Origin of the sequence: Flavobacterium suaedae (assembly GCF_014642915.1) — a bacterium.
GTDB lineage: Bacteria > Bacteroidota > Bacteroidia > Flavobacteriales > Flavobacteriaceae > Flavobacterium > Flavobacterium suaedae.
The window spans coordinates 602,414-626,735 of sequence record NZ_BMJE01000001.1 but is presented as its reverse complement, the minus strand read 5'-3'; the positions used below and the strand labels follow the sequence as shown (position 1 = coordinate 626,735).

Sequence of the window (24,322 nt, the reverse complement as noted above, 5' to 3'; positions counted from 1 at the left end):
CTTAGTTAATATACAGGTAACCTTAGTGATAAAAAAGAGCGATGTATTATACATCGCTCTTTTCCAATTTATATTTTGTTTAAAATGTAGTAATTATATAGCATTAACTATTGCTAAAAAGTCGTCTGCTTTTAGTGATGCTCCTCCTATTAGCCCTCCGTCAACGTCAGGATTAGAGAATATTTCTTTAGCATTGGCAGGTTTTACACTACCACCATATAATATAGAAGTAGCATCAGCCACATTACTATTAATATTATCACGAAGTAAGGTTCTTATAAAGGCATGCATTTCCTGTGCCTGCTCCGGAGATGCTGTTTCTCCTGTACCGATAGCCCAAACAGGTTCGTAAGCTAAAACAATGTTTGCCCATTGTGACTCTTCTATATGAAATAATGCTTCTCTTAATTGTGTTTCTACTATACTGAAATGATTGTTAGACTGTCTGTCTGCTAACTCTTCTCCAAAACAGAAAATAATAGTAAGATTATGTTTTAAAGCAGTGTTTACTTTTTCAGCTAATAAGGCATTGGTTTCGCCAAAATATGCCCTGCGCTCTGAGTGACCGAGTATTACAGTATTTACATCAATACTTTTTAGCATACCAACCGAAACTTCACCGGTATAGGCACCGTTTTCTGCCTGATGCATGTTTTGTGCCGCAACAATAATGTTGCTGTCTGCTGTTTGTGCAACGGCAGCCTGTAGGTTAACAAAAGTAGGAGCTACAACTACTTTAGCTGTAGTATCTTTAGGCGTTTTAGCCAATAGTTCATCCAGCAATGCTTTTGTTTCTTTGCTGTCGTTATTCATCTTCCAGTTTCCTGCAACAATTTGTTTTCTCATTATTTCAAGTTATTTAATGTGGCAATTAGTTTTTCGTCATCAGCTTCTACAGCTCTGAATAAAGCAATGTTTCCTGTTTCATCAAGTACCATATAGCGCGGAATCCAATCTAACTCCACAGCTTCGCTTAATGCTCCGCCTTTCCATTTATCACGCCCTAACAGGTAGTGTTCGCCTTTTACTTCATATTTATCAATACCATTTATCCATGCTTCTTTTGTTTTGTCAAAAGAAAGAAACAGATAGGTAACATCAGGAAATTGTTCTTGTAAAGCATGTAATTTAGGCATACCTTTTATACAATCAGGACACCATGATGCCCATAAGTCTATAACTATAGGCCTGCCCTGATATTTTTCTAATACAGTCCTGAAATCCATTGTAGCACCATCCGGTGTTTGCATAGTTTCATTCAGTGCTTTCTCTGTAAAACTTGTAGGTTGCACTTTTTCTTCTTCTTGTGATTTATCGCTTTTGTCTTTACAGCCTGTAAAAGCTAAAAGTATTATGGGTAATAACAATAGTTTTTTCATAGTTTTTCTTCTCATGTGTGAAACAAATTTACAATAACTGAGGTAATAAACCAGCATGGCGTATACCTAATACTGTTATAAAATAACAATATTTTTAACTCACTCGTTTTCGTAAATTTTTTATTTTGCTTTTATAGGGTTACGGTAAAAGAAGCGGTATTATTCCAGCCTGACTCTTGGGTCGAGCCATGCATAAATAAAATCTACCAATATATTTATAATTATAAAAGTAGTGGCTATAACCAGTACAGCTCCCATAATTACAGGTAAGTCTAAATTGTTTAGGGCTTCAACTATTTCTTTACCTAAACCATTCCACCCGAAAATATATTCTACAAAAACAGCACCTGCCAGCATAGAGGCAAACCAACCTGATATAGTAGTTACTACAGGGTTTAAAGCATTTTTTAATGCATGCTTACGGATTATTCGTATTTCGCTTAGCCCTTTAGCTCTTGCAGTACGAATGTAATCCTGACTTGTAACTTCTAAGAGTGAGTTACGCATAAGTTGTATTACAACCCCAAGCGGACGTATGCCCAGTACTATAGCGGGCAGTATTAAGTTTTTCCATTGTATGTAAACTCCTTCGCCAAAATCATCTACTTCATACAGGCTGCCTGTCATGTTGAGGTGTGTATATTTATGCAGTAAAAAACCGAATACCCATGCAAAAAGTATAGCCGCAAAGAAAGAGGGTAAGCTCATACCCAGCGTGCTGAATATAGCTATAGTCCTGTCCAGCCACGTGTTTTTATTAAGAGCTGAAACTATACCTAAAATAATACCGATAATTATAGCTATGGTTATAGCAAAAAATGCCAGTATAATGGTATTGGGCAGGGTTTCGCCAATAACAGCCGTAACTTTTTTACCGTTTTTCTGAAAGCTTTCTCTTAAATAGGGTGTTTTTAAAACTATGGTAGTATTGCTAACAGTAAAAAGTTGTAATGCATTATATTTTCCTTCCGTCAGGTAAGTGTAATCATCAGGATGAGTACTGTGAAATGAAATAGGAGAGAGGTCGTTTAAATAATATAAATACTGCGTGCTTACAGGTTTATCAAACCCATACTTTTTTTTAACGATAGCTATTTGCTCTGAGTTTTTATTTTGATCCAGCATCATCTCTGCCGGATCTCCGGGCAATACTGTAAACAAAAAGAATATAACTGTTACTACCCCAAACAGGGTTAGCAGAGCATATCCGATTTTGTTTAAAAGATACTTTACCAAATGAAACTATTGTTTGTTTATTTCTGAGTAAGGTTTGCTTATAACCTCTTCCATTTCTTCAGCTACAAACTTTTTCTCATTAATACCATCCCACTCTTTAATATTATTACCATTCCACAGGTATACTACACCGGGAGTATCCTTAGTATTACCTAAAACTTTCCAGAAGTTAAGAATATCTAATACTTGATAAGGGTATTCTGCACCTGCATATTCAAAGAATTCAGGGATAAGGTCTGCTTCCTCATCCATAAACAGAATGCGAATTTCAGGGAAATCAGCATTACTGTTTTTCATAGCGGTTAGTTCCTTCGCTGTTTCTTTACAGTGTTCACAACCCGGAGCGAAAAGTGCAACAATTTTTTTGCCTTTATCTATATTCGGGAAATACTGCGAGTAAGGAGAGGTAGCCGGCGTAGGAGCATCGCCTGTTGAGGTTTCTGCACTGTCTGCTATAATTTCCTGTGGTGTAGCACCTGATTCTGCCACTTGTGGTTGTATAGGTGCAAGCATAAACACAAATAGTATACTTGCAAACGTTACTGTTGTTAGTACCCAGAAGTTACTACTGTCACGGTCACGCTTTATGAGGTTTAGCAGGTAAACCAGTAAAATAACAGAGATGGCATTTTTTATAATAGCCTCTACAGGAGTCATTTCTATTAAGGCACCAAAACAACCACAGTTACCTGAGTTACCGTTTTGTATTGTATCAATTGTTAGGTGTACTATAAACACTAACAGCATTAGTATAGTAGCAGGAACTACTAAGCGTTTTAAATAATTACGTTGTAGTAGTAGTAAGCCTAAAGCAAGTTCTATACCTATTAAAACTCGGGAGAAATACGGTGCAAAACTTTCTGAGAAGCCCATAACGTATAATTGCTTTACCTCGAAAGTGGTAATGGCAAAATATGGTGACGGATACATTTTTCCCGCTGCCGAAACTAAAAATAAAAGGGCTATGATTACTCTTATAATTATAGGTAAATATTTCTTCATGGCTTAGCTTTTTATAAACTTTTATCAAATATAGCGGTTAAAGCAATTCAATTTGTTAATGAGTTGTTATTGGTTAAACCCCAGTAGTATTAAGGCAAACACCGCATAGTTTATCATATCCTGATAGTTTGCATCAATACCTTCGGATACTAAAGTTTTGCCTTTATTATCTTCTATTTGTTTTACACGAAGTAGCTTTTGCAGTATCAGGTCAGTAAGCGAACTTATCCTCATATCGCGCCAAGCCTCACCATAATCGTGATTTTTAGCTTCCATAAGGTCTTTTGTTAACTTTATTTTTTCATCATAAAGTTTAGTTGCTTCCTCAACATCAAGGTCAGGTTGGTCAGCAATACCTCTTTCCAGTTGTATAAGTGCCATTACAGAGTAGTTTATAATACCTATAAACTCACCTGACTCATCCTCATCTATCTTACGTACTTCGTTTTCCTGTAAACTGCGTATGCGCTGCGCTTTAATAAATATCTGGTCGGTTAAAGATGGTAACCTAAGTATACGCCATGCGCTACCGTAGTCTTTCATCTTGTTAATATACAATTGCCTGCATGTGGCAACTACACTGTCGTATTCAGCGGAGGTATTACTCATTTAAGTAGTATCTTTGTTCAAATTTCAAATGTAGTAAAAAACACCCCAAACCCAAAGGGGCAATATTAAAATAGAGTGTATGCTTATTAATTGCAAAGGCAAACTTATTGACTTGGCTAAACCCAAAGTAATGGGGATTTTAAATTGTACTCCTGATTCGTTTTACGATGGCGGTAAGTATAAAGATGAAACCCAGTTTTTAAAGCAGGCAGAACAAATGCTTACAGACGGAGCAGACTTTATTGATATAGGAGCATATTCTACTAAGCCAAATGCTGATTTTGTAAGTAATGAGGAGGAGTTGCGCCGTGCTGTACCTGTGGTTGAATTACTTATTAAACATTTTCCCGATGCATTAATTTCTATAGATACTTTTAGGGCTGATGTTGCAAAAGCGTGTATAAATGCCGGAGCTGCTATTGTAAATGATATTGCAGCAGGTATGCTTGATGATGCTATGCTGAAAACAATAGGGGAGTTGAAAGTGCCTTATATAATGATGCACATGCGCGGTACACCGCAAACCATGCAAACACTTACTGAGTATGACGATATTGTGAAGGATATGCTGCTTTATTTTTCGCAGCGTATTGATGAAGCCCGTAAAAACGGAATAGATGACATTATTATTGATCCCGGTTTTGGTTTTGCAAAAACGTTAGAACAAAACTATGAAATGATGCAAAAACTGGGATTATTTAAAATAACAACGTTGCCTATACTAGTTGGCGTTTCCCGAAAATCAATGATATATAAATTACTGGGTATTACGCCTCAGGAAGCATTAAACGGAACTACGGTTTTAAATACTATAGCTTTAAGTAAAGGTGCTACTATATTACGGGTTCACGATGTAAAAGAGGCGGTACAAGCAGTGAAAATAATGAACAGTCTATAACTTTAGTCTTCATAACCGCAAAGTGTACGACCTTTTGTTTTGGCTTTGCTAACGGTGGTTTTTTCAACTTCAGTAGAGCAGTTGCTAAGCCCTCTGCAATTTTGTTTTAAATGATATTTTTTACTGTATTTACCATTACAAATGTAAGCAGTAGTATCGTTTAGGGGAGCAGAGGCAGATACAAGGAACCCTGCAATCAGTGATAAAACTAAAGTCTTCATAATTGTTTAAGTAATTGATTTATATAAAAATACATAAAATTTAGGTGCTTAAACCTATAAAGAATTTAAATAATCTACATAGCGCCTAATATGCCATTTATAAATATTGATTATTTCCTCCTCAGAACCTGGAACTCTTTTTTTGGCACATTCAGCAAAATAATCAAGTATGTTGGCAAAATCTACTGCATAAAGGCAATGCTTATCAAAATTATCATCTGATTGTACATTCTTTTTTGCGAGCGTCTTAAATTTTTCTTTTTCACGTTTACATTCAGCTATAAAGGTAATCATACACCGGTAAATATTATTTCCTAAAAATGGCAATATGCCAAACGGATATTAATAAAGGGTTTTATTGCGGGTGCAATAGCTAAAGTAAGTGCGGGTAATCTGGGGGGAGGTGTCTTTACAAGTATAAAGACGAAAGCAAATGTAAGTATTTTTTGTAAATAATTTTTAGAATAAAATAATAGGGTGTTATTGATGGTGGTACGGCTCGTTACGCAAAATAGTGAAAGCCCTATATACCTGCTCTATAAAGAATAAGCGTACCATTTGGTGTGAGAATGTCATGGCAGATAATGATATTTTTCCCTGTGCTTTTTGATATACTTCATCGGAAAAGCCATAAGGGCCACCAATAACAAATACAAGGGTTTTAATGCCCGAGTTCATCTTTTTTTGTAGCTCTTCCGAAAAGCTAACACTACTGAAACTTTTACCGTTTTCATCAAGTAAAATTAACTGGTCAGTAGGGGAAAGCCTATTCAGTATAAACTCACCCTCTTTTTGCTTTTGTTGTGCTTCACTAAGGTTTTTTACGTTTTTTACATCAGGTATTATATCCAATTCAAATTTTACGTAAAAAGACAACCTTTTCACGTACTCATCTATAAGAGATTGTAATTGTTTACTATCTGTTTTGCCTATAGCAATAAGTTTAATGTTCATTACTTAATAGAGTCTTTGCAAGGAGTTATATTTAGCTTTTCCAATCCTTTACGATATTTCTCTGATATATATATTTCTCCACTACTGCTGCCTGAACTATTGATGTGATTTTGGTGTAAAACTTTTTCTAAACTATCAACATTTGTAGTACATATAGTAATATCGTTTGAATAGGAAAAATCATCAAATCTTATACCTCTATAATATTCAATTTCATTTCTTATTTGTTCAATGTACATAATGTTATTTTCAGATAACCAATCTAATTGTAATGTGGTATTTAGCCTTTTAAGAGCTTTTTCTTTATGTCCGGCATATGTTTCTAACATAGCATAACCTGTTAAGGGCATAAGGTCATATTCATCTTCTATATCAAATGCATCTATAGGTTCAGCTATTTCATATGCTTTTTGATAGTTTAATTTTGCAGATTTATAATCTTTTTTAAATGCATATATACCAGCTTTTATTTGATAATAAAAAACAGATTTTTTATCCTCTACAGGTAGTTCTTCCAGAGTTTCAAAAGCCTTTTTAAAATCGTTTCTTTCAACATGAATACCAATGATAGATGATATATAGTTAAAATTTTCATTATTGATTTTAAATGCTTCATTATATTTTTCAAGAGCTTTGTCTTTTTCTCCATCTAAATATAAATCACCAGCTTGCATACTAAGTTCTTCGGCTTTTTTTATATCAGCATCAGATATTTTATTTTCTTTCTCCTGACAAGATGAAACTAGCAAGCACAGTATAACAAATTGCAATAACTTTTTTATCATGATATGCTTTTTAGTTGTTAATCATTTTGGCAAAATCATCTTCACTAATAATAGGAATGCCCAGTTTTTCAGCTTTTTCAAGTTTAGCAGGTCCCATATTCTCGCCTGCTACCACATAATTGGTTTTAGATGATATTGAACTACCTACTTTACCGCCATTATCTTCAATAGCTTTTTTAAGGTCATTACGGGAAAACTTTTCAAATACTCCCGAAACTACAAAAGTATTACCTGCCAGTTTATCGCTAACGCTGGTGTCGGTAGCTTCGTTAAGCTCCATTTGTATACCATAGCCTTTTAAACGCTCAATAAGCATTCTGTTCTTTTCATTTTCAAAAAAGTCAATTACACTTTGTGCTATGCGTTCGCCAATTTCATCAACTAAAATTAATTCTGTTAGCGTGGCATTCGCAAGACCATCAATACTCTTGTAATGTTTCGCCAGTTTTTTGGCTACGGTTTCCCCTACATAGCGAATACCTAAAGCGTATAATACTCTTTCAAAAGGTATCTCTTTTGATTTTTCAATACCATTAACGAGGTTCTCAGCCGATTTATCTGCCATTCGTTCTAACGGAATAACCTGCTCTTTGGTTAACTCGTATAAATCAGCGTAGTTTTTAATTAGGTCAGCGTTATACAATAGTGCCACAGTTTCGCCACCTAAACCTTCTATATCCATTGCTTTACGGGAAATATAATGCTGTACACGCCCAATAATTTGTGGTGGGCAACCGTAAAAGTTAGGGCAGTAGTGTTGTGCCTCTCCTTCTTTACGTATTAGTTCCGTGCCACATTCAGGGCAATGTGTTATGTATTTTGTTGGTTCTGAATTTTCCTGACGTTGTGTAAAATCAACTGCTACAATTTTTGGAATAATTTCTCCGCCCTTTTCTACAAAAACAGTATCACCCTCACGAACGTCAAGTTTTGCAATTTGGTCGGCATTGTGTAGAGAGGCACGTTTTACAGTAGTACCTGCAAGTTGTACAGGTTGTAAGTTAGCAACAGGCGTAATTGCACCTGTGCGTCCTACTTGGTAGGTAATTTTATCCAGTTTGGTGGAAGCCTGTTCAGCTTTGAATTTATAAGCTATTGCCCAGCGTGGTGACTTGGCGGTATAGCCTAGTTCTTCCTGTTGATACAAGTCGTTTACTTTTATTACCACACCATCAGTTTCATAAGGCAGCTCGTGGCGATGCACATCCCAATGGTCTATAAATGCTATAACTTCCTGTATGCTATTTGCTAATATAGCTTCTTTAGGTGCTTTAAAGCCCCATTCGCGCGCTTTTTCCAGCCCTTCAAACTGAGTGCTTATAGGCAGGTTATTACCTATGATAGAATAAAGTAAACAATCTAACGGGCGTTTTGCAACTAAACTACTGTCTTGCAGTTTTAAACTTCCCGACGCAGTATTACGTGGGTTGGCATAAGGTGTTTCACCAATTTCTATTAAATCCTGGTTCATTTTTGCGAAACCATCTAATGGTAGGATGATTTCACCACGTATATGAAATTTTTCAGGATAGTCCCCTCTTAATTTTAAAGGTACTGAACGGATAGTTTTTACATTGTTGGTAACATCATCGCCCTGAAAGCCATCGCCTCTGGTTACAGCCTGAGCAAGTTTTCCATTCTCATACGTAAGGCTTATGGATGCACCATCATATTTCAATTCACAGGTATAGGTTACGGCTGTAGTACCCAAACCTTTATGTACACGCTGTTCCCACTCTTGTAATTCTTCTTTAGAATAAGAGTTATCCAGTGAGTACATTCGGTACTCGTGTTGTACTGTTTCAAAGTTTTTGGTAATGGCTCCACCCACACGTTGGGTAGGGGAGTTGGCATCATAATATTCAGGATGCTTTTCTTCCAGTTCCTGTAGCTCTTTAAGTTTCATATCAAACTCAAGGTCACTAATTACAGGAGTGTCCAGTACGTAATAATTATAATTGTGCTGCTGTAGTTCTTCGCGCAGTTCAGTTATTTTTTGAAGAATATCCATTTACCAAATTTTGTGTTTGCTAATTTAGGCAAACTTCGCTTATTTGGAAAATGATTATTAGGCTTAAAACCTATTCAAACATATCTTCAAACTGCTTGTAAACTGTACCGTCGGTTAATATTGTTCCCTGCTGTATAAGTTCAAAAACTTCTGCATTTCGGTCTTCGCCAAAAGGCTTTTTACCTCTTGTTACTTTAACTTCATCAGAGAAAATATTTTCGTTAAGCCATTGTAGCCCGCCCTTAGATAAAAAGTCTACATGCGGGGCATGAGCATGTATTACAATGCTTTGCATTTCCTCTTTACTAAGTTTAAAAAGAAAAATATGGTTTTTAGCATAATGCTCCAGCCACTCTGCCTTATCCAGAACTGCTTCCCAAATTAAGTCACTAAAAACATCAAGTACTTGTTCAGCTACTTCGGGTTTATCTTGTTTTACAGTATCCCATTCATTTTTATCGATTTGCTGTGAAGCTAAAAATCGGATAAACTCAGGGTGTAATTCTTCAAATTGTTCTTTAGTAAGGCGTGCGTATTTCATTTTTATAAAGGAATTTTATTAAATAAAAAAGCCTTCCCATTGGGAAGGCTTTGTATATAATGTTATTAATTATTGCTCAGCAACAATTTCGTATGGTAGTTCTACTATAACATCACGGTGTAACCTTACTGTTGCAGTATATTTACCTGTACGCTTAACGATACCGCTATTGATGTATTTTTTCTCAATAGATTGTCCGTTTTTCTCTAAAGCAGCAGCTATATCAGCGTTAGTAACAGAACCGAATAATTTGTCCCCGCTACCTGCTTTTGCAGAAATTTTTATTTCAAGTGCTTTAATTGCTTCAGCAGTTTTGTTAGCGTCATCAACAAGCTTTTGCTCTTTAAATGCTCTTTGTTTAAGGTTTTCAGCTAATACTTTTCTAGCTGTAGGAGTTGCAATTTGAGCAAATCCCTGAGGGATTAGATAGTTACGACCATAACCTGGCTTTACAGTAACAATATCATCTTTAAACCCTAAATTCTCTACGTCTTGTTTAAGTATAATTTCCATAATATTGCCTCCTTTTTTATTTTAATAAATCAGCCACATATGGCATTAATGCTAAATGACGTGCTCTTTTTACAGCTACAGACACTTTTCTTTGGTATTTTAAAGAAGTACCTGTTAAACGGCGAGGAAGTATTTTACCTTGCTCGTTTACAAACTTTAATAAAAAGTCAGGATCTTTATAATCAATATACTTAATACCTGATTTTTTAAAGCGGCAATATTTTTTAGCTTTGTTAGTTTCTATATTTAAAGGTGTAAGATATCTGATATCTCCGTCTTTTTTCCCTTTAGCTGATTGTTCTATACTAGCCATAATTAGTTTGCTTTAGCTTTTAGTTTTTCTCTTCTTCTTTCGGCCCATGCAAGAGCGTGCTTGTCAAGTGATACAGTTAAAAAACGCATAACTCTTTCGTCACGTCTAAACTCAGTTTCAAAACCTTTCAGGATTTCACCTGAAGCTTTGAATTGAAATAAGTGGTAAAAACCGCTTTTTTTGTGCTGGATTTCATAAGCTAGTTTTTTTAGCCCCCAGTCTTCTTTTGCTACAATCTCGGCTCCTTTAGAAGTAAGGAAATCTTCAAATTTACTTACTGTTTCCTTTACCTGAGTTTCAGATAAAACGGGATTCAAGATGAAAACAGTTTCATAGTTATTCATAATGATAAAAATTTTGTTATAAAATTGGGTGCAAAAATAAGTAATTATATTTACTTTACAAGTGGAAAAAATGGTTTTTTATCGATTTTTTTGACCTCTTTTTTCATTATATTTGTAAAATCACTCCATCAAAAAATGCATTATAATGCTAAAACCTTACTAATAGATTTAAGATAATGAAACTTAACTGTGTAGTTGTTGATGATAGCACGATACATAGGATAACTATTGCAAAGTTAGTAAATGAACATCCGGATCTCAATTTAATTGGAGATTTCTCTAACGCTTCTGAAACCCGCAATTGTATCCTGAATAAAAGTATTGATCTTTTATTTCTAGATATAGAAATGCCGGTGCAGAGTGGTTTTGATTTGCTTGACGGGCTAAAAGTTAGGCCGCAGATAATTTTTGTATCTGCGAAGTCAGACTATGCCCTTAGGGCATTTGATTATGCTGCTTTGGACTACTTACATAAACCGGTTACTAAAGACCGTTTTGAAAAGGCAGTACAAAAGGCGATAGAGATGAGCCAAATGAGGAAGGAAACTCCTGAAGAGGAGGGTGATTTTATTTTTGTAAAGAGTAACCTTAAAAACCTTAAAATTTACATTAACCGTATAAAATGGGTTGAGGCGTTTGGCGACTACATTAAAATTAATACGGAAGAGGGTACGCACTTAGTGCTTTCAACAATGAAGTCTTTTGCGGAAGAACTACCGGCTGATAAATTTTTGAGAGTTCATAAATCCTATATAATTAATATAGACAGAGTAGAGAAATTTAATAGCAGGGTGGCTGAAATAGCAGGGACACAAATACCTTTAAGCCGGAATAAAAAGGAAGATTTAGCAAATGCCTTAAATAACAGAACTTAATTTTAATAAGGATCTACATTTGCTACCACTTTTACAGATTTATATGCCGGAATACTGTCAAAACTACTCATTGCTTTTTGAATAACTCCTTTTGAGTACCCTAATGAAGTGTCTTGTGGTACTTTTATTATAATGGTTCTTATATATTCATTTCGTATTCTGCTTATAGCAGGCTCTTCGGGTCCTAGAACAGGCATTTTCAGGTTTTGACTTAAAACGCTGTATAACCACATAGCACCATCTTTTAACTTTTCGTAATCTCTATGTTTTAGCGTAAGGCGTATCAGTTTGTAAAAAGGAGGGTATTTAAAATTAATACGTTCATGTAACTGCTCTTTATACATCCCTTCATAATTATTGTCAGTTACTTGCTGTATTACATTATGTAAAGGGTTATAGGTTTGTATGTATACCTTCCCCTGAATATCTTTCCTTCCTGCACGTCCTGCAACCTGTACCATCATTTGGTAGGCACGTTCAAAAGCTCTGAAATCAGGTTGGTAGAGCATATTATCGGCGTTTAAGATGCCCACAAGGTTAACATTGTCAAAGTGTAGTCCTTTTGCAAGCATTTGTGTGCCGACTAAAATATCTACTTCTCTGTTTTTAAAAGCATCAATTATCCTTTCGTAGCCATATTTCCCTCGTGTAGTATCTTGATCCATACGAGAAATATTCTTTTCGGGGAAAATTTCTTTCAGTTCCATTTCTATCTGCTCAGTACCAAAACCTTTGGTAGAAATATCAGTAGAATGGCATTGATGGCACTGTGTTGGGCTGGCAATATTATAACCACAATAGTGACAACGAAGTTGTTTTTTATACTTATAAAAAGTGAGGCTTACGTCGCATTGTGGGCATTGTGGTACATGCCCGCAGGTTAAACATTCTACCCAAGGGGAGAAACCTCTTCTGTTTTGGAATAGGATTACCTGTTTACCCTCTGATAAAGTTTCTGTAATCGCTTCTATAAGTTGGTCACTAAAGTGACCTTTCATTCTTTTACGCTTGTATTTATCTTTAAGGTCTACCAGTACAATTTCAGGAGGCACTACATTACCGTAGCGTTCTTTCATTTGCACATAGCCATATTTTTTATTTGCTGCGTTATAGTAGCTTTCTATAGCAGGTGTTGCAGAACCTAATAATACTTTTGCATTAAAATACCCTGCTAAAACTATAGTAGCATCGCGCGCATGATATCGTGGTGCAGGGTCCTGTTGCTTAAATGTTTGTTCATGTTCCTCATCAATAACAATTAAGCCCAAATTTTTAAAAGGCAAAAATAAAGAGGAACGTGCGCCTATTATTATTTTAGCTTTTTCAGACTCTTGTATTACCTGTTGCCAGGTTTCTACGCGTTCGTTATTGGTATATTTTGAATGAAATACAGCTACCTGATTACCAAAATAAGCAGTAAGGCGTGCAACTAACTGGGTAGTAAGTGCTATTTCTGGTAATAAATATAGTACTTGTTTATCTTGATTGATGTATTCCTCAATCAGTTTTATGTAAAGTTCTGTTTTACCGCTGGATGTTACTCCGTGTAATAATGTTACCTGTTTTTCTGTAAACGAAGCCTTTACTGCTTCAAAAGCTTTTTGTTGTTTTTCACTTAGGGAAAAGCCTGAATTATCAGTAGCATGAAATGTTACGCGGTCTTCTTCTAAATAATATTCCTCAAAAATTTCTTTATCGGTTAGGGATTTTAATACAGTCGACGATACCCCCGCAGTTTCGGTAAGTTGTTTAGCTGTAATGGGCTTTTTTTCTACTGCATATAGCTGAAAGTACTGTAAAACAGCTTCGCGTTGTTTTTGTGCCCGCGATAATATCTCTAAAATTTCGTTTAGTTTATCTCCTTGTAAAAATTCATCACGAAGTTTTATATACTTAATACGTTTTGGTTTATATTTTTCCTTTACTTCTTCGCGAAGTGAAATAGCATTTTTAGCTAGCAGTTTATTAATTACAGGCAGTATATTTTTTTTGTTAAGTATACTTACTGCTTCCTGTATTTTTAATGCAGACTGGTTTTGTAACGCCTCATAAATTAAGTATTCCTCATCGGTTAACTCACTATTCTGCTCTGTGTACTCTTCCTTTTTTACTATTATGGTTTCACTTTCCAGTAAATAGGCAGATGGCATTGCCGAGCGATAAACATCGCCTATATTACACATATAGTAAGATGCTATCCATTCCCAGTGTTTTAATTGTTGTTGTGTAACAATAGGTTCTTCATCCAGTATTTGGTCTATTTCTTTCGCTTCGTACAGTTGTGGTGGCGTAGTATGCAGGTTTATAGCAATACCGGTATATACTTTGCTTTTACCGAAAGGCACCGCTATACGCATCCCCGGCTTTATATAATTATATTCGGCTTCGGTAATGCTATAGGTAAAAGGTTTTGGCAACGCCAACGGAAGAATAACTTCTACAAAAAACGGCATATATACTGTACTATTTCTTACAAAGATAGTTGCTATATAGGTATAAAAAAACACCTCCCGATTCGGGAGGTGTTTTATAATTGAAATTCAACAGATTATACTCTTGTCCACGTTTGGCTTCTACCGATAAAAGAAAAGCCAATGTAACCTCTTACCTCTAGTTTATCCTTACCGTCCAGTTTTATGGTACAACTGTATAATTTACCATTGTTTGGGTCAAGTATTTTTCCGTCAGTGTACTCGTCGTCGTCCTTCTCTAAACCTTTTATAATAACCATACCAAGAATTGGTTTGTTTTTATCAGAACCTTTGCATTCGGTGCATTTAGCATCTTTTTTAGCAGGGTTAAGTATTTTTACTACTTTACCGTAAATTTTACCATCTTTCTCGTAAATCTCTACAATAGATTTAGCTTCTCCTGTTTCATCGTCAATAGTTTTCCATTGACCAACAACTCCCTGTGCCGTTGCAGAAAATACTCCTGCTACCATTACGAATAGTAATGTGAAAAAATATTTTTTCATAAGTAATACTTTTATTTTTTGTTAAATATATAAATTTTTTCGTTTTAATTTATGAATTAATGCATTTAGTTCGAAACCTAATAAAAGGATGAAACAGTTAATCCATATATACAACATTAAAACAAGAAGTGTACCAATTGAACCGTACAGTTGATTGTACTGTGCAAAACGTATTACATAAATCCTGAAAAGGAAGGAAGTTAAAATAAACAGTATAGTAGTAAATACAGACCCATAGCTGAAAAATGCGGCTTTTCGGGTTTCTTTTGCAGCAAATTTAAACAGCATAGATGTAGTAGTAAGTATCATTAATACTAAAAAAGCATACCTGCCTATTTCCAGTAAATATACATCATCAGTTAAAAAGCCATTACTTTTTAAACTGTGTATTACTACTTCGAGGGTAATAATGGCTACTACAGTTATAATAAGTATTATTGTTAAAAGGAGTGATAACCCTATAGCAATGGCATATTGCTTAAAATAAGAGCGTTTAATACTTATGTGCATAGAGGACTGAAACCCGCTTAGTATAGCATTTACCCCGTTAGACATTAACAGGATAGCCAATAATATACCAAAAGACAGCAGGCTGTTATAACTGGTATTAGTAATATCATTAAGTGTGCCCGCTATAGCATCGTATGTGTTAGGTGGGACATTTTCTTCCACAAAACGCATAAAGTCTTTTTGAAAGTTAGTAACGGGTACATAGGGGATTAAATTCAGTATAAAAAGCGCAAACGGAAACAGAGACATAAAGAAACTGAAAGCGATAGACCCTGCTTTATAAGAAAGGTCTCCTTTTACAATACCTGTAATATACAACTCGCCAAGGTGATAAAGTGTAAGCCCTTCTGACCAGGGTAACTCTATACTTTTACCAAACCGTACAATATGCTTGATTACAGGAATGCGTTCCAGCTTATGTTCCAGTTCTGCAGACATTAATTAAAATGCTTTTAAACTTAAATCCATGTTGTACACAGAGTGTGTTATTGCTCCTGATGATATGTAGTTTACACCGCACTCTGCATAGCCACGCATATTGGTTTCATTAATACCGCCCGATGATTCCGTAAGGCAATAATCGCCGATAAGGGCAACAGCTTCTCTTGTTTCTTCCAGCGTAAAGTTGTCTAAAAGTATGCGGTAAACCCCTTCGTTCTGCATTATTTCCCGAACTTCATCAAGACTGCGGGCTTCTACTATTATTTTTAAATCGAGTTCTTTACCCCTTAAATATCCCAGCGTTTTTTGTATTGCTGCAGTAATACCCCCTGCAAAGTCAATATGATTGTCTTTAAGCATAATCATATCGTATAATGCAAAACGGTGGTTTTCGCCTCCGCCTATTTTTACTGCCCATTTTTCAATGGCACGAATACCGGGAGTAGTTTTACGGGTGTCCAGTATTTTAGTATCAGTTCCTTCCAGTAGGCTGACAAATTTTTTAGTTTTTGTAGCTATGGCACTCATACGCTGCATGGCGTTAAGTACTAATCGTTCTGCTTTTAGTATAGATTGTGAGCTACCTGCAACATAAAAAGCCTCATCGCCATATTTTACTGGAGATCCGTCTTCAATCATTACATCTACTTTCAGTTCAGGGTCTACATACTCAAAAACTTGCTTGGCAAAGTCGATACCTGCAATAATACCTTCGTCTTTTACTAAAAGTTTTGCTCTTCCCGTAGCGTCTTCAGGAATACAAGCTAAAGAGCTATGGTCGCCGTCGCCGACATCTTCGCGAACGGCATTGGCAATAATTATATCAAGTTCGTGCTGAAATTGTTTTTCTGAAATCATTTTCTTTAGTGGGCAATTGTTATTTATGTAGTAGCTAAAGTAGTGGTTTTTTTCGAGAAAAGCAGATAAATAGGGAGAACAAATAGGGTGGAGTGTAAGCAGATGCTATAGCTGAAAGTTTTTTAAGCGCTTTGTAATTTTATATTATTACTTATTCCATTTAAAAACTCAATTCCCTTTTCTTCTACACGTTTTAAAGTAACATAATCAGGTTTATTATCTTTGTTTGTGTAACTGATTTTTAATTTATTGTTTTTTAGTATTTCTATAGCTGTAATACAGTTTAGTGGTATAATGCATTGTTTACCAAAGTCTCTTCTGCGAAATATAAAAGTTATAGTATCAAGAACTAAAACGGCAATGAGGGTAGTTATAATGTGTTCAGGGGTGTATACTAATGTGTATAGAAAAATAGCGATATTAAACAGAACTAATATATATGAGAATATTTGGAATATAGTATTCGGCTTTTTGTCTTCTTTATTTTTATTATTGCAAGCTATTATATCCTTAACTTCTTTGCCAGTTGCCTGTTTTGGTTAGGTACAAGGTTTCTTCGTCTACATTTATATAACCGTATTTATATTTAAAAAAGTGTTTCATTTTAGTCCTAATAAAAAGACAAGCCCTTTTTCATCAACTTCGTACACGGTTTCAGTGTCTAATTCGTTGTCGGCATTTTTGAAGTTAATTTTTAAACCATTATTTTCATAATGCTCTATACTTTCAATTTTAGCCAAAGGTATTTTATACCTTACACCAAACTCTCCTCTAAAATAATTATTTATATAATAAGCTAATGAAATAAGCCCTATTGAAAGACCAATGGAAACTCTATTGTTTTGAAGCATAAAAAATAAAAGAATTATAATGATTGTCACAGTAACATAAACAAAAGCTTTTTGGTTATTTATTCTTCTATTATTTTTTTTGATTGAAGCTCTGTTTTTTTCATTTAATTCTCTTGCTTCCTGCCAGTTTCCTGAACTTGTTAAATATAGGTTTTCATCATCTATATTTATATAGCCGTATTTATACTTAAAAAAGTGCTTCATTTAGTTGTAGTTTTCAGAAGCTGCAATATATAAACTTTCGTAATTAATTAACTAGATTTATTATTATACGGTAATAGTCCTGCCTTCTGCTGCCTTTTTGCCTTCTTTAAAGTAGAAATCTATCTGCCCTAAGTTAATACCATAACAACCTACTTGGTTAACCATAACTTCTTTACCATCAATATTGTTGGTAATGTATGGTTTGTCTAAAAAAGTATGGGTATGCCCGCCAATAATTAAGTCAATATCTTTTGTTTGGTTAGCAATCACTACATCCGATACTTTATCGCCGCCATATTTAAAACCAAGGTGTGAAAGGCAGATAACCAAATCACACTTTTCTTCTGTTTTTAATATACGGCTCATGTCTTTAGCTACATCAACAGGTTCTATATATAGTGTTTCTTTGTAGTTACGTTCGTCAACCAATCCTTTTAGCTGTATACCTAATCCGAAAACGCCTATTTTAACACCGTCAAAAGTAAATGTTTTGTAAGGCTTTACAATACCGTCAAGCACTGTGTTTTTAAAATCGTAGTTAGCGGAAACAAAGTCGAAGTTAGCATGTGGTAATTGTTTGTAAAACCCTTCAATACCGTTGTCAAAATCATGATTACCCAGTGTAGCAAGGTCGTACTTCATCATACTCATAATCTTAAATTCCAGTTCACCACCATAGTAGTTAAAGTATGGCGTTCCTTGGAATATATCACCTGCATCAAGTAATAGCGTGTTTGGATTTTCTCTGCGTATTTGCTGTACCAAAGTAGCCCTGCGTGCTGCCCCGCCCATATTAGGGTATTTGGGGTCAGTTTTTTCAAAAGGGTCTATATGGCTGTGCGTATCATTAGTATGTAGTATAGTGATACGCTTAGTATTATCTTTATTAGTATTGGTGTTGGTAAAGCTGCTTAATGAAAGTCCGCCTACAACCAGTGCCGAGCCTGCTGCTGTTTTCTGTATAAAATCTCTTCTTTTCATAATGCTTTACTCTGTAATTATACGATTTGAATTGTTAACCGGCAGTGTATCTGCTTTTTTGAAATAATCTATATAGATGTTTCTTAGCTTATAGTCCAGTTTATACTCTGCTACAGCTTCTTTAAAAAAGTTCATATTATCCCCACCATTAGATAGGTAATCAGATGTTGCAACGTAGTATACTTTATTTTCATCTATCGGTTCTCCCTGTACTGTAGCACTTTTAACAGTTCCGTTATTGTTTAAAACAATTAACATTCCTGCCAGTGGGTGAGGGCGTTTGCCTTGCGAAATATATTCTGCGATTTCTTTTACTTGCTTTCCTCTAAGTGCCATAACAATAAGGCTGTTTTCAAAAGGCATTATTTCATAAGCTGAACGTGCTGTTACATTGCCTTGTGGTATGGTAGCGCGTATTCCGCCATAGTTTAACAGGCAAATATCTACATGCTCTTTTTCTCTTTGGTAAAGTAATGTGTCAGCAGTTTCAAAAGTCATATCTGCCATCAGGTTACCAATATTGGTTTGCCATTTACCTTTTGTTTTGGTAAACGTTTCAGGTGCATACGCCAATACACTATCTAAATCTTTATTGATATGATCACGATACGGTGCGATAAAATCTTCTATTTGCTTATCGTTATTATATGTATCGCTAACAGGTATTTGTTTACCTTTAATTTCAGAATTATATAGCTTTTCAGACCCACAAGAGGTTAATATTAAAAAAGTTAGAAATAGCACAAAAACACTTTGTATTGTACTATTCTTTTTTAGGTTTATCATTTGCGATGACACTTAAATTGAAGTAGTTTTGTATTCAGTAGCCAAAATTACAACCATTTTACACTTTATTAAATATTTTTTACTAAAAAGTAGTATTAAGAAATTGTTTTTAAAAGTGTATGTTGTTTGTATATAGTTGGTTATAAGTTTTAAAAAGAAAAATAATAATATACATATGCAGGCAATAACAGGTACAGGTGTAGCGCTTATTACACCGTTTAAGCAAGATTTTTCAGTAGATACTGAAGCCTTGAAAAAAATAGTGAATTATCAAATAGATAACGGTATTGATTATTTGGTAGTGCTGGGTACAACAGCAGAAGCTGCTACCTTAACCGCTGAAGAAAGAGAACTTGTTATTACTACTGTAGTAGAAGCAAATAATAAACGTTTGCCGTTAGTGCTTGGTATTGGTGGTAATAATACCGCAGCAGTAACAGAAGAATTAAAAATAAGAGATTTATCTGCTTTTACAGCAGTGCTTTCTGTTTCGCCATATTATAATAAACCAACACAGGAGGGAATTTATCAGCATTTTAAAATGGTTGCTGAGGCTTCTCCGTTACCAATTATATTGTATAATGTACCGGGTAGAACGGCAAGCAATATGCTACCTGATACAGTAGTGCGACTAGCTAAAGATTTTGATAATATTGTAGCGATTAAAGAAGCGGCAGGCGATATAGTACAGGCAATGAAACTGATACAAAAAGCCCCAAAAGACTTTTTAGTAATTTCAGGTGATGATATGATAACGCTGCCGATGATACTTGCCGGAGGAGTAGGGGTAATATCAGTAATTGCCGAAGGTTTCCCAAAACAATTCTCTGATATGGTACGTTTAGGTCGTGAGAAAAAAGCTGATGAAGCCTATACATTACACTACCTGCTTGCTGATGCTATAGATATGATTTTTGAGCAGGGTAACCCGGCAGGAATAAAATCAGTATTTAAATCATTAGGACTTTGTGAAGATGTTGTTAGGTTACCTTTAGTAAAGGTTAACGAAGATTTAGCAGATCGTATTGAGGGTTTTGTAAAAAAAATCGGTTAAATTTGTAAGAGACACAATTTTAAAAACCGACTACTATGTTACCTGAAATTATACAATCCGCTTTAAATGAACAGATAAAAGTAGAGGCAGAGTCTTCTCAAATATATCTTGCAATGGCATCTTGGGCAGAAATCAAGGGGTTCGAGGGTATTGCTACTTTTATGTTTAAACAATCTGACGAAGAGCGTGCGCACATGCTTAAACTGTTAAAATATGTAAACCAGCGCGGAGGAGAAGCAAAGATATCTCAGCTTGATGAGCCTAAATTGGACTATACATCATTTAAAACACTTTTCCGTCAGTTATATGAGCACGAAGTAAGAGTTTCAGAATGTATCAATATTTTAGTTGATATTGCTTTAAAAGAAAAAGACTATGCTACGCATAACTTTTTACAATGGTATGTTTCCGAACAAATAGAAGAAGAAGCTACTGCTAAAGTAATACTGGATAAAATAGACCTGATAGGTGATGATAAAGGAGGGTTGTATATGTTTGATAACGATATGAAGAACTTTAGTTCTACAGCGCACAACATAGTGCAATAAAAGTAAAATATATGAGTTTAAAGGAAGGTGCCCAAAAGGCATCTTTTTTTATACCTGATTTTAAAAAAAAGCGAGAGCTAAAAAAAGATTTTGTATTGTATAATTATTAACTAAATTTGCAGTTGCTTTTAAATCAGCAGTAGCTGTAGCATAAAACAAACAAATTAAAATGGCGAAATACCTGTATATATTCATACTTGCGGCAGTGTTAACATCATGCAGCCAATACCAAAAAGCACTTAAGTCAGAAGATCTTAAGTTTAAATATGATATCGCTGTGCAAATGTATGATCAGGGAAAATACTCCAAAACAGTACGGCTTGCCGAGCAGATAACACCATCATACAGGGGTAAGCCTCAGGGAGAGAAGTTATTTTACATTTATGCTAAATCATTATATGAGGTAGGCACATATTACACTGCCGGATATCAGTTTGAATATTTTACAGCAAACTATCCACGTAGCGAAAAAAGAGAAGAAGCTTTTTTATTAGGAGCTAAATCATACTATATGCTTTCCCCAAGATATTCTCTTGACCAGGAAGCTACATACAAAGCGTTAGATAAACTACAGGTGTTTATTAACACTTATCCTGAATCTGAATATATGGATGAGGCTAATGCACTGGTAAAAGAACTTAATGAAAAGCTGGAAAAGAAAGCATTTGAAGTAGCAAAACAATATAATACAACAGCCGAGTACTTTGGAGATTTTAAAGCAGCTGCAACTGCATTAGATAACTTCCTGATTAACTTTCCGGGTACAAAATATAAAGAAGATGCTCTTTTTTATAAATTAGATGCTTCTTACAGGTTAGCTATTAACAGTGTACGCTCTAAACAGGAAGAACGTCTTTTAGCAGCTATACAAAACTATAACGAATTGATTAAGTTTAAGCCTGATACTAAATATAAAAAGCAGGCTGACGCAATGAAGAAAGAACTGGAAAACGAATTACAATTATATTCTAAATAACAAAGAGTCATTATATTATGATAGATTTAAAAAAAGCACAAGCTCCTGTAAACACAGTTACTTACAACAGAAGTAAGATTGAAGAGCCGACAGGTAACATATATGAAGCTATTACTATTATAGCTAAAAGAGCAGGGCAGATTAATACAGAAATTAAAAAAGAGCTTATAGAAAAGCTTGAGGAATTTGCTACTTATAATGACAGCCTTGAAGAAATATTTGAAAACAAGGAGCAGATAGAAGTATCTAAGTTTTATGAAAAACTTCCTAAACCACATGCTTTAGCAGTAGAAGAGTGGTTAGAGGAAAAAGTTTCATACAAAAAAGCAAAATAAAAATATAGATGTCAGTTTTAAGCGGTAAAAAAATTGTTCTAGGTATATCCGGAGGTATTGCCGCTTATAAAACAGCAACATTAGTAAGACTTTTTGTAAAGGCAGGCGCGCATGTTCGTGTTATCATGACGCCTGCTGCTAAAGATTTTGTAACTCCGCTTACACTTTCCACGTTGTCTAAAAACCCCGTGCATTCATCATTTTATAACGAAGAAGATGAAAACGCGGTGTGGAATAATCATGTAGAATTAGCCCTTTGGGCTGATTTGTTTTTAATAGCCCCGGCAACCGCCAACACGCTCTCTAAAATGGTTTCGGGCAGTTCAGATAATTTATTACTGGCAACATATCTTTCAGCAAAATGCACTGTTTATTTTGCTCCTGCAATGGATTTAGATATGTATCGCCACCCTTCTACAACAGCTACATTTAAGGCATTACAGGAATACGGTAATGTAATGATTCCGGCAGAGTCAGGCGAACTGGCAAGCGGTCTTCATGGTGAAGGGCGCATGGCAGAACCTGAAAATATTATCACTTTTCTTGAAAAGGATATAACAGCGAAATTACCCTTACGCGGAAAAAAAATACTAATTACTGCAGGTCCTACATACGAAGCTATAGACCCTGTACGTTTTATAGGTAATCATTCTTCAGGTAAAATGGGGTATGATATTGCGCTTGCTGCTGCAAATGAAGGTGCTGAGATTACTTTAGTGAGTGGCCCCACAAACCTGAAAGCAGAACATGAGCTTGTAAAGATTATAAATATAACCTCGGCAGAGGATATGTATAATGCCTGTCATGCTCATTTTAAAAATGCAGATGCAGTAGTAGCTGCAGCTGCGGTGGCTGATTACAGACCTAAAACAGTAGCACAGCAAAAAATAAAAAAGGCTGATGAAAATTTAACTATTGAACTGGAGAAAACTAAAGATGTTTTAGCTTCTTTGGGACAGGAAAAGAAAAATCAGTTTTTAGTTGGCTTTGCATTAGAGACAGAAAATGAATTAGAGCACGCAAAGCAAAAAATACAGAAAAAAAACTTAGATTTGATTGTTTTAAATTCGCTGAATGATGAAGGGGCGGGGTTCGGCAAACCAACAAACAAAGTAACATTTATAAATAAAAACTTTGAAGTTGAGCCGGCAGAGCTTAAAACAAAGGAAGAAGTTGCAAAAGATATTATTAGTAAAATAAAACAGCATTACAATGTATAAATGGGTAGCAGCACTGGTATTGGTGTTATTTTCTTTTTCTGTAAAAGCACAGGAGCTTAATTGCATAGTGCAGGTAAATACAGACAGGATAACCGATGGTGATACACAGTTATTTAAAACACTGGAAACTTCGCTTACAGAGTTTATAAACAATACACGCTGGACAACCCGTAACTATGGAAGAAATGAGCGTATTGATTGTTCTATATTTATAAACGTATCAGAATATAATTCTAACAACTTTAAAGCAACAATGCAGGTACAATCTTCAAGACCTGTACATAACTCAACATACCAGTCGCCTGTTTTAAACTACAGTGATCCTGATGTAGGTTTTAGATATACACAATCAGAAAACCTTATTTATAACCCAAACAGTTATGGTTCTAACCTGGTGGCTTTAATATCTTTTTATGCCAATATTATAATTGGTTTGGATGCCGATACTTTTGAACTTAATAGTGGTACACCATATTACCAAGAGGCACAAAATATGGCATCGTTAGCGCAGGGTGGTGGTTATAAAGGCTGGAGTCAGCAGGATGGTAACCAAAACCGATACTTTTTAATAAGCGACCTTTTGTCCAATACCTACAGTTCTTTTAGAGAAGCATTATACCAGTACCATCGTTTAGGACTGGATGTGATGGCAAAAAACGTTAAAGAAGGTAAAGAGAAAGTGGCGGAGGCAATACAAACACTGGCAGAGGTAAACAAAGTAAGACCTAATGCTTTTTTAACCCGTATATTTTTTGATGCCAAGGCAGATGAAATAGTTTCTGTTTTCTCAGGAGGACCAATGATTACTATTACACAGCTTGTTGATACTTTAAACAGAATATCTCCTCTTAATTCTTCTAAATGGAGTAATATTAAATAGTATATTTGTGTGACATTAAA

29 protein-coding genes are annotated in these 24,322 nt (G+C 35.1%); 8 read left to right on the top strand and 21 right to left on the bottom strand.

Going from position 1 to position 24,322, the window contains the following annotated elements:
• Positions 1-93 precede the first annotated feature (93 nt).
• From tpiA to IEW45_RS02920, 5 genes are all read right to left on the bottom strand, one after another.
• Entirely contained in the window at positions 94-846 is a 753-nt protein-coding gene (gene tpiA, locus IEW45_RS02940) for a triose-phosphate isomerase (RefSeq protein ID WP_188619727.1), read from the bottom strand.
• Positions 846-1,379, bottom strand: a complete 534-nt coding sequence (locus tag IEW45_RS02935) for a TlpA family protein disulfide reductase (RefSeq protein WP_188619726.1) — start codon at positions 1,377-1,379, stop codon at positions 846-848. Before IEW45_RS02935 ends, tpiA begins: the two co-directional genes overlap by 1 nt.
• Positions 1,380-1,538: 159 nt before the next feature.
• Positions 1,539-2,615 carry an ABC transporter permease gene (locus IEW45_RS02930; protein WP_188619725.1) on the bottom strand — a complete coding sequence of 359 codons (1,077 nt, stop codon included), beginning with the start codon at positions 2,613-2,615 and terminating at the stop codon, positions 1,539-1,541.
• 6 nt (positions 2,616-2,621) lie between these two features.
• Positions 2,622-3,617 (bottom strand): MauE/DoxX family redox-associated membrane protein, encoded by a 996-nt coding sequence (locus IEW45_RS02925; protein WP_188619724.1) that lies wholly within the window; start codon positions 3,615-3,617, stop codon positions 2,622-2,624.
• 66 nt (positions 3,618-3,683) lie between these two features.
• On the bottom strand, positions 3,684-4,226 hold the full coding sequence (locus IEW45_RS02920; protein ID WP_188619723.1) for a DUF1599 domain-containing protein: 543 nt from the start codon (positions 4,224-4,226) through the stop codon (positions 3,684-3,686).
• Positions 4,227-4,305: 79 nt separating this feature from the next.
• Between IEW45_RS02920 and folP the strand changes: the two genes are divergently transcribed.
• The gene (gene folP, locus IEW45_RS02915) at positions 4,306-5,124 is read left to right on the top strand and encodes a dihydropteroate synthase (RefSeq protein ID WP_188619722.1); all 819 of its coding nucleotides are present in this window, start codon (positions 4,306-4,308) and stop codon (positions 5,122-5,124) included.
• A gap of 2 nt (positions 5,125-5,126) precedes the next feature.
• Here the strand turns inward: folP and IEW45_RS02910 are convergent, their stop codons facing one another.
• From IEW45_RS02910 to rpsF, 9 genes are all read right to left on the bottom strand, one after another.
• Entirely contained in the window at positions 5,127-5,345 is a 219-nt protein-coding gene (locus IEW45_RS02910; RefSeq protein WP_188619721.1) for a hypothetical protein, read from the bottom strand.
• Positions 5,346-5,399: 54 nt separating this feature from the next.
• The gene (locus IEW45_RS02905; RefSeq protein WP_188619720.1) at positions 5,400-5,639 is read right to left on the bottom strand and encodes a hypothetical protein; all 240 of its coding nucleotides are present in this window, start codon (positions 5,637-5,639) and stop codon (positions 5,400-5,402) included.
• A gap of 186 nt (positions 5,640-5,825) precedes the next feature.
• The gene (gene rlmH / locus IEW45_RS02900; protein WP_188619719.1) at positions 5,826-6,299 is read right to left on the bottom strand and encodes a 23S rRNA (pseudouridine(1915)-N(3))-methyltransferase RlmH; all 474 of its coding nucleotides are present in this window, start codon (positions 6,297-6,299) and stop codon (positions 5,826-5,828) included.
• Positions 6,299-7,084, bottom strand: a complete 786-nt coding sequence (locus IEW45_RS02895; RefSeq protein ID WP_188619718.1) for a tetratricopeptide repeat protein — start codon at positions 7,082-7,084, stop codon at positions 6,299-6,301. Before IEW45_RS02895 ends, rlmH begins: the two co-directional genes overlap by 1 nt.
• A gap of 10 nt (positions 7,085-7,094) precedes the next feature.
• A complete protein-coding gene (gene ligA, locus IEW45_RS02890; RefSeq protein WP_188619717.1) occupies positions 7,095-9,095 on the bottom strand; it encodes an NAD-dependent DNA ligase LigA in 2,001 nt (666 codons plus the stop codon).
• Positions 9,096-9,165: 70 nt separating this feature from the next.
• Positions 9,166-9,636: a DUF6495 family protein gene (locus tag IEW45_RS02885; protein WP_188619716.1), complete on the bottom strand. Its 471-nt coding sequence runs from the start codon at positions 9,634-9,636 to the stop codon at positions 9,166-9,168.
• A gap of 69 nt (positions 9,637-9,705) precedes the next feature.
• A complete protein-coding gene (rplI, locus tag IEW45_RS02880) occupies positions 9,706-10,149 on the bottom strand; it encodes a 50S ribosomal protein L9 (RefSeq protein ID WP_188619715.1) in 444 nt (147 codons plus the stop codon).
• A gap of 16 nt (positions 10,150-10,165) precedes the next feature.
• Entirely contained in the window at positions 10,166-10,462 is a 297-nt protein-coding gene (gene rpsR / locus IEW45_RS02875) for a 30S ribosomal protein S18 (RefSeq protein WP_188619714.1), read from the bottom strand.
• Between the two features lie 2 nt (positions 10,463-10,464).
• Complete coding sequence (gene rpsF, locus IEW45_RS02870) at positions 10,465-10,806, bottom strand: 30S ribosomal protein S6 (protein WP_188619713.1); 342 nt, start codon at positions 10,804-10,806, stop codon at positions 10,465-10,467.
• A gap of 176 nt (positions 10,807-10,982) precedes the next feature.
• On the opposite strand from rpsF, the gene IEW45_RS02865 reads away from it, so the two are divergent.
• On the top strand, positions 10,983-11,681 hold the full coding sequence (locus tag IEW45_RS02865) for a LytR/AlgR family response regulator transcription factor (protein WP_188619712.1): 699 nt from the start codon (positions 10,983-10,985) through the stop codon (positions 11,679-11,681).
• A 2-nt stretch (positions 11,682-11,683) separates the two neighbouring features.
• On the opposite strand, the gene priA is transcribed toward IEW45_RS02865, so the two are convergent.
• The 7 genes from priA to IEW45_RS02830 all read right to left on the bottom strand — a co-directional run bounded on the left by priA (position 11,684) and on the right by IEW45_RS02830 (position 19,289).
• The gene (gene priA, locus IEW45_RS02860) at positions 11,684-14,134 is read right to left on the bottom strand and encodes a replication restart helicase PriA (protein ID WP_188619711.1); all 2,451 of its coding nucleotides are present in this window, start codon (positions 14,132-14,134) and stop codon (positions 11,684-11,686) included.
• Between the two features lie 95 nt (positions 14,135-14,229).
• On the bottom strand, positions 14,230-14,658 hold the full coding sequence (locus IEW45_RS02855) for a DUF2147 domain-containing protein (protein ID WP_188619710.1): 429 nt from the start codon (positions 14,656-14,658) through the stop codon (positions 14,230-14,232).
• A gap of 21 nt (positions 14,659-14,679) precedes the next feature.
• Positions 14,680-15,606 carry a YihY/virulence factor BrkB family protein gene (locus IEW45_RS02850; RefSeq protein ID WP_188619709.1) on the bottom strand — a complete coding sequence of 309 codons (927 nt, stop codon included), beginning with the start codon at positions 15,604-15,606 and terminating at the stop codon, positions 14,680-14,682.
• A 3-nt stretch (positions 15,607-15,609) separates the two neighbouring features.
• Positions 15,610-16,467, bottom strand: a complete 858-nt coding sequence (gene nadC / locus IEW45_RS02845) for a carboxylating nicotinate-nucleotide diphosphorylase (protein ID WP_188619708.1) — start codon at positions 16,465-16,467, stop codon at positions 15,610-15,612.
• A gap of 599 nt (positions 16,468-17,066) precedes the next feature.
• Positions 17,067-17,522: a hypothetical protein gene (locus tag IEW45_RS02840; protein ID WP_188619707.1), complete on the bottom strand. Its 456-nt coding sequence runs from the start codon at positions 17,520-17,522 to the stop codon at positions 17,067-17,069.
• A gap of 63 nt (positions 17,523-17,585) precedes the next feature.
• Positions 17,586-18,503 (bottom strand): bifunctional metallophosphatase/5'-nucleotidase, encoded by a 918-nt coding sequence (locus tag IEW45_RS02835; protein ID WP_188619706.1) that lies wholly within the window; start codon positions 18,501-18,503, stop codon positions 17,586-17,588.
• Positions 18,504-18,509: 6 nt separating this feature from the next.
• Positions 18,510-19,289, bottom strand: coding sequence for a 5'-nucleotidase C-terminal domain-containing protein (locus IEW45_RS02830; RefSeq protein ID WP_188619705.1), 780 nt, complete (start codon positions 19,287-19,289; stop codon positions 18,510-18,512).
• 175 nt (positions 19,290-19,464) lie between these two features.
• Here IEW45_RS02830 and dapA point away from each other — a divergent pair, with 175 nt between their 5' ends.
• The 6 genes from dapA to porD all read left to right on the top strand — a co-directional run bounded on the left by dapA (position 19,465) and on the right by porD (position 24,302).
• A complete protein-coding gene (dapA, locus tag IEW45_RS02825; protein WP_188619704.1) occupies positions 19,465-20,343 on the top strand; it encodes a 4-hydroxy-tetrahydrodipicolinate synthase in 879 nt (292 codons plus the stop codon).
• 35 nt (positions 20,344-20,378) lie between these two features.
• Positions 20,379-20,891, top strand: coding sequence for a ferritin (locus tag IEW45_RS02820; protein ID WP_188619703.1), 513 nt, complete (start codon positions 20,379-20,381; stop codon positions 20,889-20,891).
• Positions 20,892-21,060: 169 nt separating this feature from the next.
• The gene (locus tag IEW45_RS02815; RefSeq protein ID WP_188619702.1) at positions 21,061-21,867 is read left to right on the top strand and encodes an outer membrane protein assembly factor BamD; all 807 of its coding nucleotides are present in this window, start codon (positions 21,061-21,063) and stop codon (positions 21,865-21,867) included.
• A 20-nt stretch (positions 21,868-21,887) separates the two neighbouring features.
• Complete coding sequence (locus IEW45_RS02810) at positions 21,888-22,202, top strand: DNA-directed RNA polymerase subunit omega (RefSeq protein ID WP_188619773.1); 315 nt, start codon at positions 21,888-21,890, stop codon at positions 22,200-22,202.
• Positions 22,203-22,210: 8 nt separating this feature from the next.
• Entirely contained in the window at positions 22,211-23,422 is a 1,212-nt protein-coding gene (coaBC, locus tag IEW45_RS02805; protein ID WP_188619701.1) for a bifunctional phosphopantothenoylcysteine decarboxylase/phosphopantothenate--cysteine ligase CoaBC, read from the top strand.
• A complete protein-coding gene (gene porD, locus IEW45_RS02800) occupies positions 23,415-24,302 on the top strand; it encodes a type IX secretion system protein PorD (protein ID WP_188619700.1) in 888 nt (295 codons plus the stop codon). The genes coaBC and porD overlap by 8 nt, the downstream gene beginning before the upstream one ends.
• The last annotated feature ends 20 nt before the right edge of the window (positions 24,303-24,322 follow it).

Coding starts and splice junctions, on each gene's coding strand:
- IEW45_RS02830 (WP_188619705.1), bottom strand. CDS start 19,289: ATGATAAACCTAAAAAAGAATAGTACAATACAAAGTGTTTTTGTGCTA.
- IEW45_RS02840 (WP_188619707.1), bottom strand. CDS start 17,522: ATGAAGCACTTTTTTAAGTATAAATACGGCTATATAAATATAGATGAT.
- IEW45_RS02855 (WP_188619710.1), bottom strand. CDS start 14,658: ATGAAAAAATATTTTTTCACATTACTATTCGTAATGGTAGCAGGAGTA.
- rlmH (WP_188619719.1), bottom strand. CDS start 6,299: ATGAACATTAAACTTATTGCTATAGGCAAAACAGATAGTAAACAATTA.
- IEW45_RS02835 (WP_188619706.1), bottom strand. CDS start 18,503: ATGAAAAGAAGAGATTTTATACAGAAAACAGCAGCAGGCTCGGCACTG.
- porD (WP_188619700.1), top strand. CDS start 23,415: ATGTATAAATGGGTAGCAGCACTGGTATTGGTGTTATTTTCTTTTTCT.
- rpsR (WP_188619714.1), bottom strand. CDS start 10,462: ATGGCTAGTATAGAACAATCAGCTAAAGGGAAAAAAGACGGAGATATC.
- dapA (WP_188619704.1), top strand. CDS start 19,465: ATGCAGGCAATAACAGGTACAGGTGTAGCGCTTATTACACCGTTTAAG.
- ligA (WP_188619717.1), bottom strand. CDS start 9,095: ATGGATATTCTTCAAAAAATAACTGAACTGCGCGAAGAACTACAGCAG.
- tpiA (WP_188619727.1), bottom strand. CDS start 846: ATGAGAAAACAAATTGTTGCAGGAAACTGGAAGATGAATAACGACAGC.
- nadC (WP_188619708.1), bottom strand. CDS start 16,467: ATGATTTCAGAAAAACAATTTCAGCACGAACTTGATATAATTATTGCC.
- rplI (WP_188619715.1), bottom strand. CDS start 10,149: ATGGAAATTATACTTAAACAAGACGTAGAGAATTTAGGGTTTAAAGAT.
- IEW45_RS02820 (WP_188619703.1), top strand. CDS start 20,379: ATGTTACCTGAAATTATACAATCCGCTTTAAATGAACAGATAAAAGTA.
- folP (WP_188619722.1), top strand. CDS start 4,306: ATGCTTATTAATTGCAAAGGCAAACTTATTGACTTGGCTAAACCCAAA.
- IEW45_RS02885 (WP_188619716.1), bottom strand. CDS start 9,636: ATGAAATACGCACGCCTTACTAAAGAACAATTTGAAGAATTACACCCT.
- coaBC (WP_188619701.1), top strand. CDS start 22,211: ATGTCAGTTTTAAGCGGTAAAAAAATTGTTCTAGGTATATCCGGAGGT.
- rpsF (WP_188619713.1), bottom strand. CDS start 10,806: ATGAATAACTATGAAACTGTTTTCATCTTGAATCCCGTTTTATCTGAA.
- IEW45_RS02920 (WP_188619723.1), bottom strand. CDS start 4,226: ATGAGTAATACCTCCGCTGAATACGACAGTGTAGTTGCCACATGCAGG.
- IEW45_RS02935 (WP_188619726.1), bottom strand. CDS start 1,379: ATGAAAAAACTATTGTTATTACCCATAATACTTTTAGCTTTTACAGGC.
- priA (WP_188619711.1), bottom strand. CDS start 14,134: ATGCCGTTTTTTGTAGAAGTTATTCTTCCGTTGGCGTTGCCAAAACCT.
- IEW45_RS02910 (WP_188619721.1), bottom strand. CDS start 5,345: ATGAAGACTTTAGTTTTATCACTGATTGCAGGGTTCCTTGTATCTGCC.
- IEW45_RS02925 (WP_188619724.1), bottom strand. CDS start 3,617: ATGAAGAAATATTTACCTATAATTATAAGAGTAATCATAGCCCTTTTA.
- IEW45_RS02865 (WP_188619712.1), top strand. CDS start 10,983: ATGAAACTTAACTGTGTAGTTGTTGATGATAGCACGATACATAGGATA.
- IEW45_RS02895 (WP_188619718.1), bottom strand. CDS start 7,084: ATGATAAAAAAGTTATTGCAATTTGTTATACTGTGCTTGCTAGTTTCA.
- IEW45_RS02850 (WP_188619709.1), bottom strand. CDS start 15,606: ATGTCTGCAGAACTGGAACATAAGCTGGAACGCATTCCTGTAATCAAG.
- IEW45_RS02815 (WP_188619702.1), top strand. CDS start 21,061: ATGGCGAAATACCTGTATATATTCATACTTGCGGCAGTGTTAACATCA.
- IEW45_RS02905 (WP_188619720.1), bottom strand. CDS start 5,639: ATGATTACCTTTATAGCTGAATGTAAACGTGAAAAAGAAAAATTTAAG.